Consider the following 19,147-nt stretch of genomic DNA (forward strand, 5'->3'; position numbering starts at 1 on the left):
ATTAAAAGTATCTATTCAATTGAGGTTTAAGAATATGAATAAAGTACCTGGGCTATACCATACAGCCCCCTATCTAAGTCAAACCCAAACGCGACTCCTTCATGTTAACCTTGATGAGTCAAATTCTCCCTATTGTGTCCTCAGTCCGACCATTTTTTACCCACAGGGTGGTGGGCAATTGGGTGACAGAGGTTATCTTGTTTTACCGGATATGCTGACATCACAACAAAAAATCGGTGTTCTCACAACAAAACGAAAAGATGAAGAGATCAGACACTATCTTGATATTAATGAGATCGGTTTTGACTTGCTGAAAAAGCAGGCAGGTCAGCAAGTGACTGCTATTCTTGATTGGGATCTGCGATATCACCAGATGCGTATACACTCGGCTGTACATCTGATCCATTGTATACTCGAGCAGGTAACAGGCCATTCAATCCCTTACCCTGTTCGTTCACCACTCAATGATGAAAGCGGAGAGAATCATTATCAACTTCTTGACTATATTGATAAAGATATTCTTGAAAAGGCAACAACAGAACTAAATGAATTTTGTTCATCGGGACATGAGATACAAACTGTAAATGTTCCCGAACAGGGAAATAACTTTCGGATATGGAAGTGTGGACGATGGTCAATTCCTTGTGGAGGTACACATGTAAAAGATACAAAAGAGATCGGGATGATATTTTCCACGTTGAAAATCAAAAAAAACATGACGCGTATAGCACTCAGGCTCTCTGATAATTCAGGTTAACCTGGTAGATGTCTATAGAGTCAATATCTAATCAACAAATAACGATGGTAGCCTCTGGTATGAGAACAGATAAAAACGAAACAAAACACGTAGATAGTCTCCCTGGTAAAACGTCTAACAAGACAGATGAAAAACATGCTCTTGGTTCATTCCTGACACAACTTCGTGTTGAAAGGGGACATCTTAAAGTTTCGACATTTCTGGAAGGGATAGATATTCCTTTTTCTGCTAATTATTATCGTGATATCGAAGCAGGCAGGAAATATCTCAGTATAGACTCAGCAGTAGAACTCCACAACTCTCTTGGTATAGAAACATCAAGCAAATCAAGCTTTGATTATTTCTGGCATTATTTTAAGGATTTATTACCTTCTGATATGCATGAAATGCTATTTGGGAAAGGAATAGAAACAAGAGATCTGTCTTCAAGACTAGAACTGAGAGACCATGATTCCAAAATATTACGCCGCGCACTCAGCCTAAGTCGATATGAACGCGAATTTATTATTTCTGATGAAATAATTAGAGGATTTAAGAACAATTTTGATTTATGGCCGCTTATGACATATCTATATATGGTTGACACTGCATCCGTGGCTGAAATTAAACAAGTTTGCCATCAACTTGACATTGCATTCGATTCTCGTGTGGTCGAATTTTTGAGTCTTGTAGCAAAAGAACGAAATCATGAGGAAGCCCCTTTTGTTCGCCTTGCACCGACACTCAGAATGCCAAGGACCCCAGAATCTATTAATCTTAAAGACAAATTTATGTGTTATGAAACTGAGAAATCCCTGTCCAAACCCGAAAAAAGTGAATATTTTGACATAGATGGGACATTTAAATTTAGTGCAATGGTTACGCTTAAATCGCCGGAAATTGAACAAATACAGGACAGACTTGTTGATCTCTTTTCCGCTATTGAGGTACACACTAAATCCGGACGACAGCTTGAGGATGAGAATGCACATCCTTATTTTTTGGAATTGATCATTTCAGGCAGACCAGAATATGACGGTCGAACTGCCAGAAAACCATCAGGGTTTAAAAAGCCAGAATAGTTCCACCATAAAGACCTGATTTTATATTTACAATGGAGGCAATGAATGAACATATCAGTTATCGAAAAATTACAGGAAAAATTTGGCGATCATTTTCATACGGAGCCGACATTCAGAGAACAGTACTGCCAAGCTCCGACGGGAATTACTCTTAGTCCTCCCGATGGGGTTGTGATCGTCCGAAATGAGCAGGATATCGTGGATATCGTGACGTTCTGTTCTGTTGAAGGACTGCCCATGATACCAAGTGGTGCCCGGACCTCGATCGAGGGACAGATCAATGCCCCGCAAGGAGGTATATGCATTGATTGCTCTGAAATGAATGCCATTACGGACATCAGCATTGAAGATATGACCGCGACAATCCAGCCCGGTGTCACGCGCGAACAATTGAATGAAGCTCTCCGGGGAACAGGGTTGTTTTTTTCAGTTGACCCAGGTGCAAATGCCTCAATTGGCGGTATGGCCGCAACCCGTGCCTCAGGAACAAACTCAGTGCGTTATGGCACGATGGCAACGAATGTCCGGGCTGCCCGTCTTGTCATGGTTGACGGGTCTATAGCAAACATAGGATCCAGAGCGGTGAAATCAGCTATGGGGCTTGACCTGCTTTCACTTGCCGTTGGTTCGGAAGGCACACTAGGCATTTTCAGTGAGTTAACCGTTAAGCTTCATCCACTCCCTGAAGTTATTCTTTCCGGTGTTTGTGCGTTTGACTCAGTAGAGAATGCCGTCAGGGCTGTGACAGACACCTTGAAATCTGCACTACCTATTGCACGTATTGAACTCCTTAATGTTTCCGCAGTTCGGGCATGTAATGCTTATTCAAAACTGGGATTATCAGAAAAACCGCATTTGTTTGTGGAGTTACACGTTAATAGCCTGTCAATGCCAGGTAATATTGCGTTATTTGAAGAACATGTGCACAGGTACGGGGGGGAAGTACAGCTTTCTTCTCATCCAGAAGAAAGAGAAGCACTGTGGGTAGCACGTCATGATGCGTGGTGGGCATTCCATGCCTTTTATGAAGGTTGCCAGGGGATCCCTACGGATATCTGTGTCCCTCTGTCATGCCTGAGTGCTTGTATTTCTGCAACAGAAACGGATATCGCGAATACAGGGCTCAAGGCTCCCTTAATAGGGCATGTTGGAGACGGTAATTTCCATCTTTTACTTATGCTCCGTGAAGGAGAGGAAGAAACTCCTGTTATACAGGGATTTCTGAGTCGTCTGGCTGAACGAGCTTTGTCATATGGTGGAACCATCAGTGGCGAGCACGGTGTCGGACAGGGAAAAATAAAATGGATGCCAGTGCAGCATGGTGCAGCCCTGCATTTGATGAAAGCCATTAAGTCTGCTTTGGATCCACATAATATCATGAATCCAGCAAAAATGTATTGAGCGGATTCAGCAGAACTATTCTGGTTACACTAAAACGGGAATATTTAGTATGCAATACATATTAATCGTAGGAATAAACAAGATATCGGTGAAATATATTAGTGACGCTATTCGCAATGCAGGTCACGACCTTATTCTTTCTATTGATAAATCTGCACTTTGTGGCGATGCCCTACAAGCAATTAGTGATGTTCAATGTATTCCTCTTTTTTCTGACCATAATGCTCTGTCTGACTATTTGAATGCCAATCCGGATGTCACTCAGAATATCCACAGCATTACTACTTTTTTTGATGAATTATTCCCGATGGTCAACAAAATCGCGGAGGAGTTTAACTTTAGAGGACCACCCTCCGTCTTTGCTGAGCTGGCGTCAAAATATGCGGTCGGTAAGATCGTCCCTGAGCATGTTCCGGAAGAGGTACAAATCTCATTTTCCGAAGATAAATTCGTTCTACCTTGGCTTAAGGTACGTGAAAACAATACGATCATATTGAAACCAGCGATCGGTTCAGGCGCGCTTGCTACATCCACACTGCATATTGAAGCAGACCGGGACCCGACGCATACGATCAAGTCAGCGATAATAGCAAGCGGTGCTAAATCCTGTGAAACCCTTCCCTGGATTATCCAAGAATATTGTTCAGGAACGCTAGTGAGCATGGAAGGATTTGTGCAGGGAGGTAAAACTATTTACCTAGGGTTGTCCAGACGTGAAAGAGTTCGGTTTACTGAGGTGGCAAACCATTTTCCAAACGACTGCGGTATTGAGCCCATCGTACATGCAAAAATTCAGGCGGCTATTCACGATCTTGTCTTACGTTCAGGATTTGATAACGGATTCTTCCACTGTGAATTTATCGCCACAGATACGACAGCATATCTTATTGATGCCAATATGGGACGTTTAGGTGGGGCAACTATCGTAGAACAGGTTGCTCTGGCCTATGGATATTCTCCTTCAACTGTTTTGCAGCATGCAGCATTACTCCCATTAGGTCTGGCAGAATCCGTCCCCGCATATGACCAAGCAGCGCAGATCAATAATACCTTGAGCTACTGGTATGGTCTGGCAGAAGAATCGGTTATCCGTGGATGGGACGTTCCGGCGATTTCATCCATTCATACCCCGATAGCCAGTCCAGGCAGCCGCATCCAGCCTGTGGGGGTATCGGATTATTCGTGGGTCGGGATGCTTACCGGGTACACCGACATTGTTCAGCAGGAAATCAACCTGATACGCGTAAAAACTGACCATGGGGACAGGATACCTGTATTCAAATGATATACATTATTCGCTTTTTCTCAGCTGCGGCCTGGAGCTTTTTTTATCCCTTCATGGCTGTCTGGCTTAATAGCGTTGTGGGACTCAGCAGTAGCGCTGCCGGTATCGTCGTCGGGTTTGCTATTGTGGCGAACCGTACAGGCGCGCTCGCTTTCCATCGCCTGCTGGACAAAACAGAACGAAAAGCAGAGATCGCACTGACGCTGTTGGGTGTTGCCATATCAGCATTCCTGATGCTCGTTGCAGCAGCAATGGGCGTTTCTGATATCTTTGTCTGGATTGTTCTTGCAACGTTATTTGGCCTGACTAACTCTGTATCAGTCATATCGCAAATTTCATACATCGTGCATGTTTTCCATGACGGCGAGCATGAGCGTGTGCTTTCATATGAAAACGTTGCAGCCAATGCTGGCGCTGGTATTGCACCATTTCTGGCGTCCTTCATGCTTTCAGGTACAGGTTACTGGTTTGTTGCCTTTCCCTTGTTACTTGGGACACTGGGCGCAATAGCCACCCGTCCTCTACCCTCTGCAACCCATCCTGAGGTGGCTGACACAAAAAGTGAAACAGCGAATTCATCAGAGGATACTGGTAATCACCAAATTATCGCTTTTATGGTGATTAATTTCCTGACGATGGTTGGCTATGCCCAGTTTTATTATGTATTGCCGACCTATGCGGTGGAAAAGTTTTCCAGTGAACTGGTAGGCACTCTATTTCTTCTATCAAGTATTATCATCATTATCGGACAGGTTTATATCACTTCATTCTCACAGAGGATAAGCCGACTATGGCGGGTTGTTATTTCAAACTTATGTATCGGTTCAGGATGTGCATTATTAATATTCTCATCTGAGCAGCAAGCCGTTCTGTATATCGTTGTCGTCCTGATAGTAACCGGAGAAATGATTTGTGGTCCGTTGTATCAGGCGCAGGCAGTTAGAATCTGGCGAGGACGTCGATCTGTTGTAATGGCAATACAGACCTGTGTCTGGGGCGCTGCTGAAGCCACTGCTACAGTAGCAGGGCTGTTACTTATTGCAGGAAAGCTGAGTGTTATTTCCTTCCTGTTGGGAGTTTTGACCTGTTTTATTGCAGCAGCTGGAGCATGGTTATCAATACTCCAGAAACGACCTTTAATCGGTATTGATACGGATAAAAATTTCGCAGACTCTTCATAATCAGACGAGGCCAACACTATAACATAATGATTGTGGTAACAGTTGTTACCGCAACGTATGTGAATGCTGCGGAAAACGGCATCATTAACTTTACGAACATCATGCATGACAATCTTAAAACTTTCTGAGTATATAATCTGATTTATCCGTAGGCAGTGGCACACGATTTTTTAAAATACATCAAAGATTACAAGAGTAAAATTATTAAGCATAGCAAGTAATATCATGTTTACTCTGTGATATTCAAGGAGTTTATTTTATGCAAAATGATGTTAGTAAAGTCAATACCTTTTTCCCTAAGCCAGCCTGGGTTACCATCCGTGAAGCAGTAAAAATAACCAATAAACTTAGGGATATAAAAATAGCAGAATATGATATTTATCGACATGCCTTATATGGTAACATTTCACTTTCGATATACTTTCAGTCACCTGTTATACTGAGAAAAATTCGTTCCTCAGTGAACAAAATAAAACTACGCCCAGTAGGCGATTCTCTACCATATCGGCTTTGCATGCTTGAACGAAATGTATTTTTAAATGGTAAAGGTTTAATTCTCAGTACAGAGGGGGAATATATCTCACCTGCTCAATTAGTCATGAACATAGGTATGCTGGGACATGAATTCGTTCTCATTCAGCGACTACTTGCACATTCTCTAAATATGCCGTTACCTATTACAGGTGCAAATAATGCCAATTATGGTATTACAATTGCTTTGGCAGGCCAATCATATCAGATTTTTGAAAAAAAGACATGGCAGGACAGAATTAATCAGCAAATCACGCGATTACCGGCGCATATCATTGCAGATATTTATGAGGATGAATCAGTAAACAGATTCATGAATTTTTCCGGTAAAGGATATTTTCCTGTTTATGAACTCCCGGAAGATGCCTGCTTTGTAATACGACAAGAGGAACTTGATAAATTACTCGGTACACATGCAGATCGCTTTACCCACACTTCATCCAGTAGGCTTTCCACACCTCTCTCACGCTTATTCTGGTTAGCATGCAAACATAATGATTCGATCAGTCCACTGCTCAGGCATCCCTATAAACTTCTTCCCATTTTTGAAGAATGGGCATCAGTCGATGGTATTACCGATCATCTGAGCGCGGACACGCTGAAAAGAGCGCTTGAACGCGGATCCCCGAATCAGAGTTCAAAATAATATGGCATACCCGAATAATATCCATATCAATTGTAAAACCATTCATAATACGTGCTCACACTCCCACTAATTTTTTTCATTCCCTGTCGAATCCCATTTCTTTTCATATCAAACCTGCCTTATCTCTCACCTAATAGAATAATCAAACTATCAAATCGATTATCTACTAAAAAGGACAAGCCACTACTCTGGCAATTAAACGCAAAAGTTAAGACATTTCATTCATCCTAAAAACTCGTAATAAGGGTATTGTAACCCTTAATAAGGGTTCAGAAACTTTCCCTCCGCTCTTACCTGTGTTTTTTATGATTGTCGGATACCTCGGTTAATTTTGATGCAGGAGCAGACAATGACAACACACCAGTTATTACGTTTAAAACAGGTCGAAGAAAAAACCGGCCTGAAACGCTCGCAGATCTACCTATATATGAAAAATGGCGACTTTCCTCGTTCCATTAAAATCGGCCCTGCCAGTGTGGCATGGCTCGAATCGGAACTTGATGAATGGATCAACCGGAAATTATCCAGACGTGAGAGTAGTTAAAACATCCGTTTATGTACTCAACTTTCCTCCCAACAAATTGAGGAGATAACAGAATGATCCCATCAATTAATTACGCCATCATGACCGATGCACTGCATGCACTAAAACAAGGCAATATTCGCCACTGCGAAGCTCTGGGATTTACTTTCGACGAAATAAATGCTCTCGATCAGTTATCTCTTGATGAACTGTTTACTGTCAGCCGGACGGCGGCACCCTTCATTTCGATTACTGTCAGCCATGATGTTCTGTCTCATTTACTGACACAGGCACGTCAGGAATATCGGCGACAACAGCAGATTAAACGCGCTATCCGCCTGGGTGGTTCTATCGCTTTGCTCAACCGCTATTTTGGCCTGACGTCAAATGAGGTCAGCCTTCGCCGACGGTTACTGGGTATCAGCGTGCCATATGGGCGCACACCTGAGCCAGATGAAGAGACGGATACCGAGATCTGGCGGCAATGGCAACGATGCCGGGTGGACAACCTGGAATCGCCCGACGCGCTGATAGCAATGATGAAGGTGACTGAATCCCTGCTGCCAAGGACCGAAGGACTGTCACTCACAACGGTCTGGAAGCGTATTACGCTGTGCGAACAGGAGGTCGTCGCTAACAGGAGGGTGCCCCATGCCGGATGAGATTGATCGCGATCAGGAATTTAATGAACAGCGACTAGAGGAGATGATTGAACAGAATCGTTTTAAACCTGGGTTAGAACCGTCATTACTCCACTGTCGTGTATGCGGTAAACCCATTCCTGAAAAGCGACGACAGACATTGCCGGGCGTAACCACCTGTACGGAATGTCAGGAAAAACTTGAGCGCCGTAGACGTTAATCATGGCAACAATGACGTGCGAAGATATTATTTCTCTGCACGTCCTTATCATTCTCATTAAATTTAAATGAGTCTCTATTTTCTTTTTTATACTTTTATCCTTCTCATAGCATCTTAAATTCCCCACTTATTAATCTCTCTTCTTTTTATTTTGAGTTTGTCGTTTATATCCTGCGATAAATATCCGATCCTGAAATTGCCATTACAGCATGGTTGCCAAGATAGACGTTAATTCGTCCGGGCCGGGTATTGCTCTTTAAAAAAATGGATCGGGCTGTCACGTGACCACAATTCAGGGTGCCGCTGAATGTTCTCGCTGCCCCGTTAAAACCGGAATGCAGAATTGGGATGTGACATTTATTTAACTCATCGATGTTTTTATTAGAGGAGACTTCATGCGAAAACCCATTTATCACGTATTTGTCACCCAGGAAAGTCAGCCCGATGCACAGGGTGAAAAAAACACGTACTGGACAAAAGTTGGCGTTGCCTTCGCGCATAACTGCAAGCCCGGCCTGAATATCGTGTTGATACCCGGTATTGCGGTTTCCGGCAGGCTGGTGCTGCTCGAACCGAGAGAAGAAAGCGACATTTCACAGGATGCCTCTGCCGCTTAATCCATTTTCTCTTCTTCTCCACCGGCGGCGTACTTTTCTATAAGCCGCCGTTCTCTCTGTTACGAGGCCAGCATGCTTTCCACCACTGCCTTTCTGGCACTGGCGGTGCAGTGCGCCGCCAGTATTCACCCGGCCACGTCACTTGATGTCGCACGGGTCGAATCCGGTTTCCACCCTTACGCCATTGCTGAAACTCTGCCAGACAGCCGGGGCGTGATTTCACATTTCCCCACGAGCCTGCCGGAGGCGATCCACCTCACCAGACAGCTGGCTGCACAGGGCCGACGCTATTCGGTCGGCCTGATGCAAATCACCAGCACCAATTTCCGCCATTACGGCGTCACGGCCAGCGACCTGCTTAACCCTTGCATCAATCTGTCGGTATTTGAGCGCATTCTCGCCGACTGTTACCGGCGCGGCGGAACACTGAAACGGGCGCTCAGTTGTTACTACTCCGGCAACTTTGAAACCGGCCAGCGACCGGAATCGGCCTTTAACCAGACCAGCTACGTGCAGCGCATTGGCTATGTCGTCCCGTCCACCCGGGAAGACCGGCAGCGTGACCCTGACCGGAACGCGCAACCGCCTGTCCGCTATCCCGCCGTTGTGCTGCGCGACGAGCCAGCCGGTGCCACTGCGCCGATCCTGACTTCCCTGCATTATCCCGGTTCCGTCATTCGCGGCGCTATCCCTGTTATCCCTGATGAGGAGAAATGATCATGCATAAACGCCGTTACTACGCTGTTGTTTCCGTGCTGCTGTCTTCCCCGGTGCTGGCGGCGGACAGTGGTTTTAACAAGGCCAATGAAACACTGAGCAATACCTCGACCGGCCTGCTGGGACTGGCCGCCGTCACCATCACGCTGGCGACCATGTGGGTGGGCTACAAGGTGCTGTTCGACGGCAAGAGCCTGCACGACATGCGTAACGTCATCATCGGCGCGATCCTGATTGTCGGCGCGTCCGGCTTCGGTGCCTACTGGGCGTCATAAGAGAGGCAACGATGGCTACGCTGAATAAAGCACTGACGCGGCCTGCCGCCATTATGGGTATTCCTCTGGTGCCGTTCGTTCTCGTCAGCGGGGCCATCGTCCTGCTGGCGGTCTATGTCAGCTATTACCTGGCGGTTCTGCTCATTCCTGCCTGGGCGGAAATGAAAAACAAAGCCCGAAAGGATATTCATTATTTCAGTCTGCTCTGGCTGGCGTTTAAAACCCGTGGACGACTTTTCACCAATACCCATTTTGGCGCGAATGCCCTGCTGGCAAACCAGTACGATAACGTTGATGTCTCGGAGTTTATTCAGAAAATGAAATTAAACGAGCGTATTACGCTGGATAAATATATTCCGTATTCCTCCCATATTCACCCCTACGTCATCAGAAATCGTCACCGTGATTTGGTTGCCACCTGGGAGCTGGGCGGCACAGTCTTTGAATGTGAAGACGAACATCTCCTGACCCTGATGGCCACGCACCTGAATAACGTTATTCGTTCGTATGAGGGGCTGCCGGTAACATTCTATATTCACCGGCTCCGTGAAAAATATCATGATGTCTTTGAGGCGGATTCCGGCATTCCCTTTTCCGATGAGGTAACACGTCGGTATTACCAGCCGGTAAAAGAAAAACCGTTCTGGCGGCACCGGCTCTTTTTCACCGTCTGCTACGCGCCGTTCTCTCAGATTGAGAAGAAAACCATGAAAGCGCAGTCGCACGGTAAACGCCTGGCAGCACTGGATGACGCGCTCAAAATCATGCTGGAATACCGCGAAGCACTGGAATCTTCATTATCCCGCTATATGGCAATGCCGCTGGGGATATATGAAGAAAACGGGCGGGTATATTCCTCGCAAATGGCGTTCTTCCACCGCCTGATCACCGGCCAGTGGCAGAAAGTGGCCGTAACGCGCTCGCCGTTTTATGAAACGTTAAGCACGCCGGACGTGTTTTTCACCACCGACACCGGTGAATGCCAGACGGTCAGCGGTTCCCGCTTCTTCCGCAGCCTTGAGATTAAGGATTATTCCCCGGAAACCCATACCGGTATGCTGGATGCGCTGCTGTACGCCGAAAGCGAGTATGTTCTGACGCAGTCCTTTACCTGCATGGCACGGGATGAGGCGCAGCATCATATCCGGCTGGCGGAAAAACGGCTGAACTCAGCGGACGACGACGCGATTTCCCAGCGCGAAGAGCTGATTGTCCTGCGCGACCTGCTGCAGTCCGGGCATGTGTCGTGCGGTAAATTCCACTTTTCCCTGCTGATCTCCTCAGAAAGTCCCGGACAGGTGGTGAAGGACACTAACGTTCTGGCCCAGCCCTTCGCCGATCTGGGTATTATGACGACGCTCTCCACCCTGTCACTGCCCGCCGCATATCTGGCGCAACTGCCGGGCGTCTATACGCTGCGTCCCCGACTGGTGGCCGTCAGCAGCCAGAATTTTGCCGATATGGCCTGCCTGCATAACTTCCATCCCCACAAACGCAGCGGCAATCCGTGGGGGGAAGCCATCGCCATCCTCACATCTCCCGGCGGTGGCGGGTATTACCTGAACCTTCACGACAGCCAGGCCGGGCGGGATGATACCGGTGAGAAAACGCCAGGGAATACGGCGATTATCGGGAAAACCGGCTCCGGCAAAACCCTGCTGATGACGGTCATGCAACAACTGATGCAGAAGTACCGCAACCCGGCGACGTTTGCGCCTTCTGCCACCATCAAACGGCTGACCACAGTGTATTTCGATAAGGATCGGGCGGCGGAGATGGCGATCCGCCAGGCGGGCGGGCGTTATTTCCGCATCCGTACCGGCGAGCCCACCGGCTTCAACCCGTTTACGCTGGAGCCAACCCGCCGGAACATCAGTTTCATTAAACGTCTGGTGCGCATGCTGTGCCGCCGCAACGGTAAGCCGCTCGATCCGCGCGATGAGGAGCGGATCAATGCCGCCGTTGACACCATCATGCTGGACTACCCGCCGGAGTACCGCCGGTTCGGGATCACCCGGCTGCTGGAAATGCTGCCAGAGCCGCCGACTGCAGATGCCCGCACAAACGGGCTGCGTATTCGCCTGAAACAGTGGGCGCAGGGGGGCGAGTTCGGCTGGGTGTTTGATAACGAGGCTGATACTTTCACCATCAGCGATGTCGATAACTTTGGTATCGACGGCACCGAATTTCTGGATGATGACGATATTCGCGGCCCCGTGACCTTTTACCTGCTGTATCGCGTGACCAGCCTGCTGGATGGTCGCCGCCTGGTGATGTTTATGGATGAGTTCTGGCGCTGGCTGGCCGATGTCGAATTTTCCCGCTTCTCGCTCAATATGCTGAAGGTCATCCGCAAGCTGAACGGTATCTTCATCCCGGCAACACAGTCACCGGATGAAATCGTCAGACACCCCATCGCCCCGGCGATTATTGAGCAATGCGGTACCCAGATTTTCCTCGCCAATCCAAAAGCCAGCCATGCGGATTACGTGGAGAAAATGAAAGTGCCGGACAGCGTTTATGAGACGGTCAGAAACCTTGATCCGGGCGAGCATTATATGGTCATCCTGAAAACACCGTTGCAGGCCGGAGAAACCCGCCCGTTTGTGGCAATGGCGAAAATGGATCTGTCCGGACTGGGTAAACTCACCCGGCTTCTCAGCGGCAGTGAGGACAACCTGAAAATATTCGATGCCATTTATCAGGACGGTATGCGACCTGATGAATGGAAAGACGCTTTCCTTGAGCGGGCAATCTGAAAGCCAACCGGAGGTAATATTAATGCGTACCCGGGATCACCTTCTGGCATTATCGTTATTTTTCTCGACGCAGGCTTTCAGCGCCGGAATACCGGTTTTCGACGCCGTGCAGAATACCGAATCCATTAACCAGTGGATGCAGAAATTACAGCAATGGGAGAATACAGTTACCCATTATAAAAGTGAACTTGATGCATATAAGAAGCAACTGGCTACCGCAACCGGCGTGCGGGATATTCAGAGTTTTCTCAGTGATGCCCGAAGCCTGAAAACCGATATTGATAATCTCCGTAAGAACGGTATTTCACTGGATGATCTGCTGACCACGCAGAACAGTTCATATTCTTCTGAACTGCAACACCTTTACAGTAAATACAAATCGTTCAGCGTATGCAGCGAGGAACAGGAAGGAATAAAATATCAGGCCCTGGCCGACAGTTGCAAACAGATAATCCTCAATCAGGCAATGGCGATCGAGAATACCACTGACGTTGAAAACAGGATCAACAGCACACTCAGCGATATATCAGACTTATCTGACCGTATATCGAATGCGCAGGACTCGAAAGAGTCTCAGGATCTGGCTAACGCCATCGCGGCGAAAAGCGTACAGTTAAATGCGCTGACGAATCAGTGGGAGATGTCTGTCAGACAGGCTCAACAGCGAACGACATTGCTGGAACAGCAAAGACAGAAAGCCTTTGAACAGCAGCAGCTAACGGCACCTGTTGCTGACCTTAATAATTTATAAGGAGGTTATCCGTGCTCAGATCCTTATTCACCTTATGCACACTCTCAGGCGTGATATTACTGTCCGGCTGCAAGGAAACCAAATCCGAAGCCTGGTATAAGCAACATCCTGACGAAACTTATGCGGTTTATACGCAATGCCTGAAGGATGGCGAGGCAAGCGATAACTGCGAGTTTGCTCAACGGGCTGCCATTATGTTCGCTCAAATTGGCAAGCCCAGAATAAAAGAAAAATTTGAGATAATCTTTCAGCAGGAAGCCGAAAAGAGAAAATCCGTCACACAGTAATATCTCCTCCAGCAAAACAGGGAATTCTCCCTGTTTTCTATTTCCTTTCTTTATATATCAGGTGAGGCACCATGTCCGGTGGTATTTTTGTGGGTATGGACAAAAACATCATGGATGGACTTAATGCCGTACTGGAAGGTCAGTCTTCCAGTTACGGTACGATGATCAGTGTCATCATCGTCAGCTCTTTTACCTTATTTATACTGTATCGCGGTTATCAGACGCTGGCTGGCAAACTCCGGGCCCCGGTTGAAGATGTCGTCTGGGATGTGGGGCGAATGTTGCTGATCACCACCTTTGCGTTAAACCGGGATGGCTGGCTGGATATGGCGGTAGCGGCTATCCAGGGACTCAAAGACGGTGTCAGCGGCAATGATAACGTCTGGGCGCTGCTTGATACCGTCTGGGAAAAGGCACAGACACTGGGGCAGACACTGTTCAGTATGGACACCTCGACTTACGTCAAACTGAATGGTGGCTTTGCCGAAGTGCTGGTATGGGGCGGCGCGATCGTTCTGTTACTGGCTGCCACCTTTGTCAACCTGCTCGCTGAAATTGTCATCCTGTTAATGACGACCACCGCGCCGCTCTTTATTTTCTGCCTGCTGTACGGTTTTCTTAAGCCGATGTTTGATAACTGGCTGAAAACGATTTTCGCGGCAATATTAACGATCATGTTTTCCGCCTTATCCATCCGTATCGCCATCAATTACCTGAATAAAATCCTTGATGCAGCGACCCGGACATCCAATGTCAGCAACATGGTGACGCTGGCGGCACAGTGCCTGCTGGCCGGGATTGCAGCCGGTGTGGTGGTCTGGTTCTCGGCGAAGCTCGCCAGCGCCCTCAGCGGAGCCGCTGTACAGGCGGTGTTACAGGGGGCGGCCATGAGTGGTCTGACCGGACTGGCGAACAAATCCGCCGACCTTGCCGGGCCGGGGATAAAGGGTGGTGCCCGCCTGGCTGCGAAAGGCGGTATGGCCGTCGCAGCGGCGACCGGCACACTCACTGGCGCAGGCGCGGGTAAAACCGTGAGCGCCTGGCAGAAACGCGCCGCCGCCATCGAAAGTATGAAACGCCTGAACCGGCAACGTCACCGTTAATCCTCCCGTCTCTTAATTTCCTTTCCCCGTCACGCCGTGGCCTGCGCCACCGGTGCGGCATTCCTGCATCCATACGATAAGGGGCTTCCATGAAATTCAGCATCTTCCTTCTGATGCTGTGCGCGCTCACGGGCTGCGCACGGCATCAGGGCGACCTCCCGCCGGTATCCGGCGAACTCGAGCCGGTGAATTCCCCCGCCATCATTCAGGAGCTGACTAACCATGTCTGATATTCAGAACATTGTTAATGTTTCCCGCTCTTTTGAATCCATCCTGCTGGAAAAGGAAGAGCGTTCCCGAAGAACCGCCTGGCGGGTGGCCACTGCCGGACTGATTCTGGCCGCAATGGCGATTACGGCCATTATTATTCTGCTGCCGCTGAAAACCACCGACACTGAATTATGGTCAGTGGATAAACAGACCGGGCGCTATGAATATATGACCCGCGTGAAGGAACGGGATATTTCGTCTGAAAAGGCACTGGCGCATTCACTGGCAGCACACTATGTCAAACTCCGCGAGGGATATAATTATTTCTCCCTCCAGCGTGATTATGACGACGTACAGTTATTCAACAGCGACAGCGTAAACCGGGACTATCTGTACGGGTTTAACGGCGACCAGGCACCGGACGTTATTTTTAACAAGGCGGAATATGTCGTTTATATCGACATTATTTCCAATGTGCATGCGCCTGCCACTAGGCCGGATAATCTGGCAACCCTGCGTATCAAACGCACTATCCGCCGTATTGCTGATAATTCCGTGAAAACGGATGTCTGGAATATCCGTCTCACATACCGCTACGTCCCGCACCGGCAACTGACCGACAGCCAGCGCGAAGTGAACCCGCTGGGCTTTATCGTCACCAGCTACCAGCGCGATAAAGAGCTGAGGGGGGAATGATGCTTAGACATACCCTGCTCCTCTCTGGCTTACTGGCGTCATGCGTGGCATGGAGCGCAGCGACACCGCGCGGCAGCGCGTATGACAGCCGGATGCAGAACGTCACATACAACAGCCAGAACGCCACGGTCGTCAGTACCCGCCCCGGCTACGTTACCATGCTGGTGTTTGATGACGATGAAACCGTTATCGATGCGCAGGCGGGTTTTCCCAGAGGCTGGACCGTGACGAAAAGCGACAACCGGGTGGGCGTCAGTCCGAACCCGATTACCCAGCCGGTCACGGATGCCAGCGGCAACACCGTCAGCCAGGTATTTCTGCCGACAGCAAAAGACTGGAAAACCAATCTGTTCGTGGTGACATCGAAGCGCGATTACAGCCTGGAGCTGAACGTCCTGGATAAAGACTCGCCCGCTCAGGCATTTGTTATCCGCTACCGCTATCCCGATGAGCAGAGGGAAAAGTCAGCCGCCGCCAGCGCCCCCCGTCAGCAACGACAGCAGGAAACACTGGACCGCAAGCGGATAGCGGCGGCATTCGGGAAGGCTACCACTCCGCGCAACTGGCGCTATACAAAACGGGTGGCAGCAGGCTCAGCCTTCATCGCCCCGGACTTTACCTGGGATGACGGCCGTTTTGCGTATATCGGTTTTTCCCCCACGAAAACCCTGCCTTCTGTCTTCCGGGTGGTTAATGGTCAGGAGCAGGCGGTCACGCCGCAGACAGTTCAACAGGGCAACTACACCGTGATGGTGGTTCCGGCATCGCCGCAGCTGGTACTGCGTTACGGCACCTCGGTGGTGGGGATCGAAAACGACGGATTCGGGCGTTTCCCGCTGACCAACAGTGACACCGTTTCGCCGTCCGTTACGCTGGAGGCAAAATGACCGACAAATCTTTCCCGGACGAACCGGAAAAAACCACCGCAGAACGGGAAGCGGAAGCCCGTGAACGCGCCCGCGCGGCAATGACATATCAGGAGCCGGAGCAGAAAACGCCGCCCGGCCAGCCGGAAGTGACCCGTTTCCGTAAGGCGTCCGGTCGCCGCACGCTGATCGTCAGCCTGCTGAGTCTGGTCCTGGTCATCGCGCTGGCATCCGGTGGCGATCGTCTTCTCAGCGCCCTGAAAAGGGATGATGAGAAAAAATCTGACACCGCGCCGCCGCCCTCCTCCGGGGCGGTGCAGCAGGAGCGTAAGAATCTGGGCATGGACAGTAACCCGTTTGGCCTGTTCGGGCCAGGGAGGCAGGAAAGCGCAGGCCCTGCCAGTCAGAGCGACACTGCTCCTCCCTTATTACCGCCGGAACCACCCGCCCTGAACAAGGCGGCAGCACTGGCCGATGGGCTGAACAACGGCAGTACAACAGCTGGCGGCAATACCCGCACGTCCCGTAGCGAACCGCACAGCGGCACGGGAACGTCGGGCAGTCCGGCATCATCCACGGCGTACACATCTTGTCAGTTGGTACTGGTCAGGGGGAAGGATGGCCGCCTGCACTGCCCGGATGGGGTCACATCGGCAGCCAGCAGTAACAGCGACGATCCGGGCCTCGCCAGCGTCACCGGTGTCAGGCGGCTGGGCCTCGATCCTGATCTCTATATCCCGGTGGATCGATATATTCCCTGTTCGATGATGCGGCGCTTCGTGTCGGATGTTGGCGGCCATATCTCCTGCCTTATCAATGAGGATGTCTGGAGCGCCAGCAACCATGTAAGGCTGATCCCAGCGGGAACAGTTGCCCGTGGTTTCTACCGCACCGGGGCACTGCATCACGGACGCAGCCGGATGTTTGTGCTGTGGACGGAGCTGCGCACACCGGAGCCCGGCAGCCTGCAAATCCCGCTCACCGATACGCAGGCTACCGGCCCGCTTGGTGAGGCGGGGATCGCAGGCTGGATCGACAGCCATTTCTGGGAGCGTTTCGGCAACGCCCTGATGCTGAGTACCGTGCAGGACGTGGCGGCAGCGGCATCAGATGCCGCGCCGGGTAAAGACCGCAATACCGACTATACCGAAAACACCCGTGCCGCCACGGCTGAAATGGCAAAAACGACGCTGGAAAACAGCATCAGTATCCCGCCCACCATGTACCTGAACCAGGGTGATGTGCTCGGCATCATGACCGGCACGGATATTGATTTTTCCTCTGTTTATCAACTTCGACTAAAAAAGAAATGGTATGAACGCTGAAAACCTGTCACTGGACTTTATGAAAAACCGGCTCTTTGGTGATTTTCTTGCGCAGGATGGCCTGACAGAAATTGCCGTTAACCGGCCGGGCGAACTGTATACGAAAATCCGGGGGAATTGGCAAAAACAGGCATCCCCGATCACGCTGCGTCAGTGTCATGCCTTTGCCAGGGCGCTGGCATCCTGGCATGACGATAATATTGACGATACATCACCCATCCTTTCTGCAACATTAAGATCCGGCGAACGTATTCAGGCGATTATTCCTCCGGCCTGTGAGCGTAATACGGTATCCATTACGCTGCGCAAGCCCTCGTTTGAGCAGAAAACACATCAGTCATGGATTGATGCGGGATTTTATCAGCGTGTGGCCGGTCAGGAGAAAACGGAAAGTCAGGATGATGCACTGATTCAGTTATATAACAGCGGGAATATTCCCCGCTTTATGGAAAAAGCGGTGGAATATGGCAAAACGATTTTTATTGTGGGTGAAACCGGCTCCGGTAAAACCACCTATATGAAAACGCTACTGCATTATATTCCGTTGCATCTCCGGCTAACCACCATTGAGGATAATCCTGAAATCCGTTTTTATCACCATGCCAATTATGTTCATCTTTTTTACCCGGCGGATGCCAATGAGAAACCAAACCATAGATTACGAGCTGATTTCCGACTCAATCTCATATGCTAAAACATCAACAGACATTGATAGTTCATATTATAACAATCATATTGCTGAATATCGGAATGAGTTATATTTCAACAGTCTAATATCATCCATTTATGCTTCATCGACTTTAACTCCTGAAATAAAAATAAGAATATGTAATAATGATCTTTTTAGCCTGGTTTCAGACATAGGTAAAAACATTAGAAATAGTAATATATCAAAAATACAAAAAATGATGAAGATTTTCTCATCTAAAGTAATTGATAAATCTGACACTATGTTTGATTATTTTTCTAAAACATCAAATAAGCAAATAAAAATAATATCAAACTTCCCTTTGGAATGGACTAATGTAAATGGCCTACCGTTGATGATAAGGCATAACACAAGTCGTATATTCAACACCCCGGGATTTATAAAACAAAACATTCTTCTCAATAATAACGAAGTTTCAATAAGCCTAGATAGTTTTAAAAAAATATTAGTCATCAGTTCCTTTAAAGCTGGGGAACGTATAAGTAATGATATAAAAAATGAATTGCATCGGGTAATAAAAGAATGCAACGACCCTAGTATTAATTCAGTAGTAAATGAAAAAGTTTCTAAAAAAGGGTCTTACATC

The 19,147-nt window shown here is 48.7% G+C and carries 20 protein-coding genes and 1 pseudogene; all 21 read left to right on the plus strand.

From position 1 onward, the window contains the following. Positions 1-34 precede the first annotated feature (34 nt). Positions 35-757, plus strand: coding sequence for an alanyl-tRNA editing protein (locus F3J41_RS15315; RefSeq protein ID WP_223813098.1), 723 nt, complete (start codon positions 35-37; stop codon positions 755-757). A gap of 8 nt (positions 758-765) precedes the next feature. After that, positions 766-1,818 (plus strand): hypothetical protein, encoded by a 1,053-nt coding sequence (locus F3J41_RS15320; protein WP_047955804.1) that lies wholly within the window; start codon positions 766-768, stop codon positions 1,816-1,818. A 45-nt stretch (positions 1,819-1,863) separates the two neighbouring features. After that, positions 1,864-3,219, plus strand: coding sequence for an FAD-binding oxidoreductase (locus F3J41_RS15325; protein ID WP_047955805.1), 1,356 nt, complete (start codon positions 1,864-1,866; stop codon positions 3,217-3,219). Positions 3,220-3,268: 49 nt separating this feature from the next. Beyond that, positions 3,269-4,504: an acetyl-CoA carboxylase biotin carboxylase subunit family protein gene (locus F3J41_RS15330; protein WP_047955806.1), complete on the plus strand. Its 1,236-nt coding sequence runs from the start codon at positions 3,269-3,271 to the stop codon at positions 4,502-4,504. Further along, entirely contained in the window at positions 4,501-5,685 is a 1,185-nt protein-coding gene (locus F3J41_RS15335; protein ID WP_047955807.1) for an MFS transporter, read from the plus strand. The genes F3J41_RS15330 and F3J41_RS15335 overlap by 4 nt, the downstream gene beginning before the upstream one ends. A gap of 259 nt (positions 5,686-5,944) precedes the next feature. Next, positions 5,945-6,862: a hypothetical protein gene (locus F3J41_RS15340; protein ID WP_047955808.1), complete on the plus strand. Its 918-nt coding sequence runs from the start codon at positions 5,945-5,947 to the stop codon at positions 6,860-6,862. Between the two features lie 349 nt (positions 6,863-7,211). After that, positions 7,212-7,406, plus strand: coding sequence for an AlpA family transcriptional regulator (locus F3J41_RS15345; RefSeq protein ID WP_041165340.1), 195 nt, complete (start codon positions 7,212-7,214; stop codon positions 7,404-7,406). A gap of 53 nt (positions 7,407-7,459) precedes the next feature. Beyond that, positions 7,460-8,047, plus strand: coding sequence for a DUF2857 domain-containing protein (locus tag F3J41_RS15350; protein ID WP_047955809.1), 588 nt, complete (start codon positions 7,460-7,462; stop codon positions 8,045-8,047). Further along, positions 8,037-8,246: a TraR/DksA family transcriptional regulator gene (locus F3J41_RS15355; RefSeq protein WP_047955810.1), complete on the plus strand. Its 210-nt coding sequence runs from the start codon at positions 8,037-8,039 to the stop codon at positions 8,244-8,246. Before F3J41_RS15350 ends, F3J41_RS15355 begins: the two co-directional genes overlap by 11 nt. A 395-nt stretch (positions 8,247-8,641) precedes the next feature. Further along, positions 8,642-8,863 carry a hypothetical protein gene (locus tag F3J41_RS15360; RefSeq protein ID WP_047955811.1) on the plus strand — a complete coding sequence of 74 codons (222 nt, stop codon included), beginning with the start codon at positions 8,642-8,644 and terminating at the stop codon, positions 8,861-8,863. A 72-nt stretch (positions 8,864-8,935) separates the two neighbouring features. After that, the gene (locus tag F3J41_RS15365; protein WP_047955812.1) at positions 8,936-9,580 is read left to right on the plus strand and encodes a lytic transglycosylase domain-containing protein; all 645 of its coding nucleotides are present in this window, start codon (positions 8,936-8,938) and stop codon (positions 9,578-9,580) included. Continuing rightward, a complete protein-coding gene (locus tag F3J41_RS15370) occupies positions 9,577-9,855 on the plus strand; it encodes a TrbC/VirB2 family protein (protein ID WP_047955813.1) in 279 nt (92 codons plus the stop codon). Before F3J41_RS15365 ends, F3J41_RS15370 begins: the two co-directional genes overlap by 4 nt. A gap of 11 nt (positions 9,856-9,866) precedes the next feature. Beyond that, positions 9,867-12,614 (plus strand): VirB3 family type IV secretion system protein, encoded by a 2,748-nt coding sequence (locus F3J41_RS15375; protein WP_047955814.1) that lies wholly within the window; start codon positions 9,867-9,869, stop codon positions 12,612-12,614. A 22-nt stretch (positions 12,615-12,636) separates the two neighbouring features. Beyond that, positions 12,637-13,365, plus strand: a complete 729-nt coding sequence (locus tag F3J41_RS15380; RefSeq protein ID WP_047955815.1) for a type IV secretion system protein — start codon at positions 12,637-12,639, stop codon at positions 13,363-13,365. 11 nt (positions 13,366-13,376) lie between these two features. Beyond that, entirely contained in the window at positions 13,377-13,652 is a 276-nt protein-coding gene (locus F3J41_RS15385) for an EexN family lipoprotein (protein WP_047955816.1), read from the plus strand. A gap of 71 nt (positions 13,653-13,723) precedes the next feature. Then, entirely contained in the window at positions 13,724-14,755 is a 1,032-nt protein-coding gene (locus F3J41_RS15390) for a type IV secretion system protein (protein ID WP_047955817.1), read from the plus strand. Between the two features lie 89 nt (positions 14,756-14,844). Beyond that, complete coding sequence (locus F3J41_RS15395; RefSeq protein WP_047955818.1) at positions 14,845-14,985, plus strand: hypothetical protein; 141 nt, start codon at positions 14,845-14,847, stop codon at positions 14,983-14,985. Then, positions 14,978-15,661 carry a virB8 family protein gene (locus F3J41_RS15400; RefSeq protein ID WP_047955819.1) on the plus strand — a complete coding sequence of 228 codons (684 nt, stop codon included), beginning with the start codon at positions 14,978-14,980 and terminating at the stop codon, positions 15,659-15,661. The genes F3J41_RS15395 and F3J41_RS15400 overlap by 8 nt, the downstream gene beginning before the upstream one ends. Continuing rightward, complete coding sequence (gene virB9, locus F3J41_RS15405) at positions 15,658-16,548, plus strand: P-type conjugative transfer protein VirB9 (RefSeq protein WP_185939365.1); 891 nt, start codon at positions 15,658-15,660, stop codon at positions 16,546-16,548. The genes F3J41_RS15400 and virB9 overlap by 4 nt, the downstream gene beginning before the upstream one ends. Further along, positions 16,545-17,852 (plus strand): VirB10/TraB/TrbI family type IV secretion system protein, encoded by a 1,308-nt coding sequence (gene virB10, locus F3J41_RS15410; RefSeq protein WP_047955821.1) that lies wholly within the window; start codon positions 16,545-16,547, stop codon positions 17,850-17,852. The genes virB9 and virB10 overlap by 4 nt, the downstream gene beginning before the upstream one ends. Further along, positions 17,842-18,534, plus strand: a pseudogene (locus tag F3J41_RS15415) (ATPase, T2SS/T4P/T4SS family); the annotation flags it as partial. The gene virB10 and the pseudogene F3J41_RS15415, both read left to right, overlap by 11 nt. Positions 18,535-19,147: the final 613 nt, after the last annotated feature.

This window comes from Pantoea sp. Ap-870 (assembly GCF_011752515.1).
Taxonomy (GTDB): Bacteria; Pseudomonadota; Gammaproteobacteria; order Enterobacterales; family Enterobacteriaceae; genus Pantoea; species Pantoea dispersa.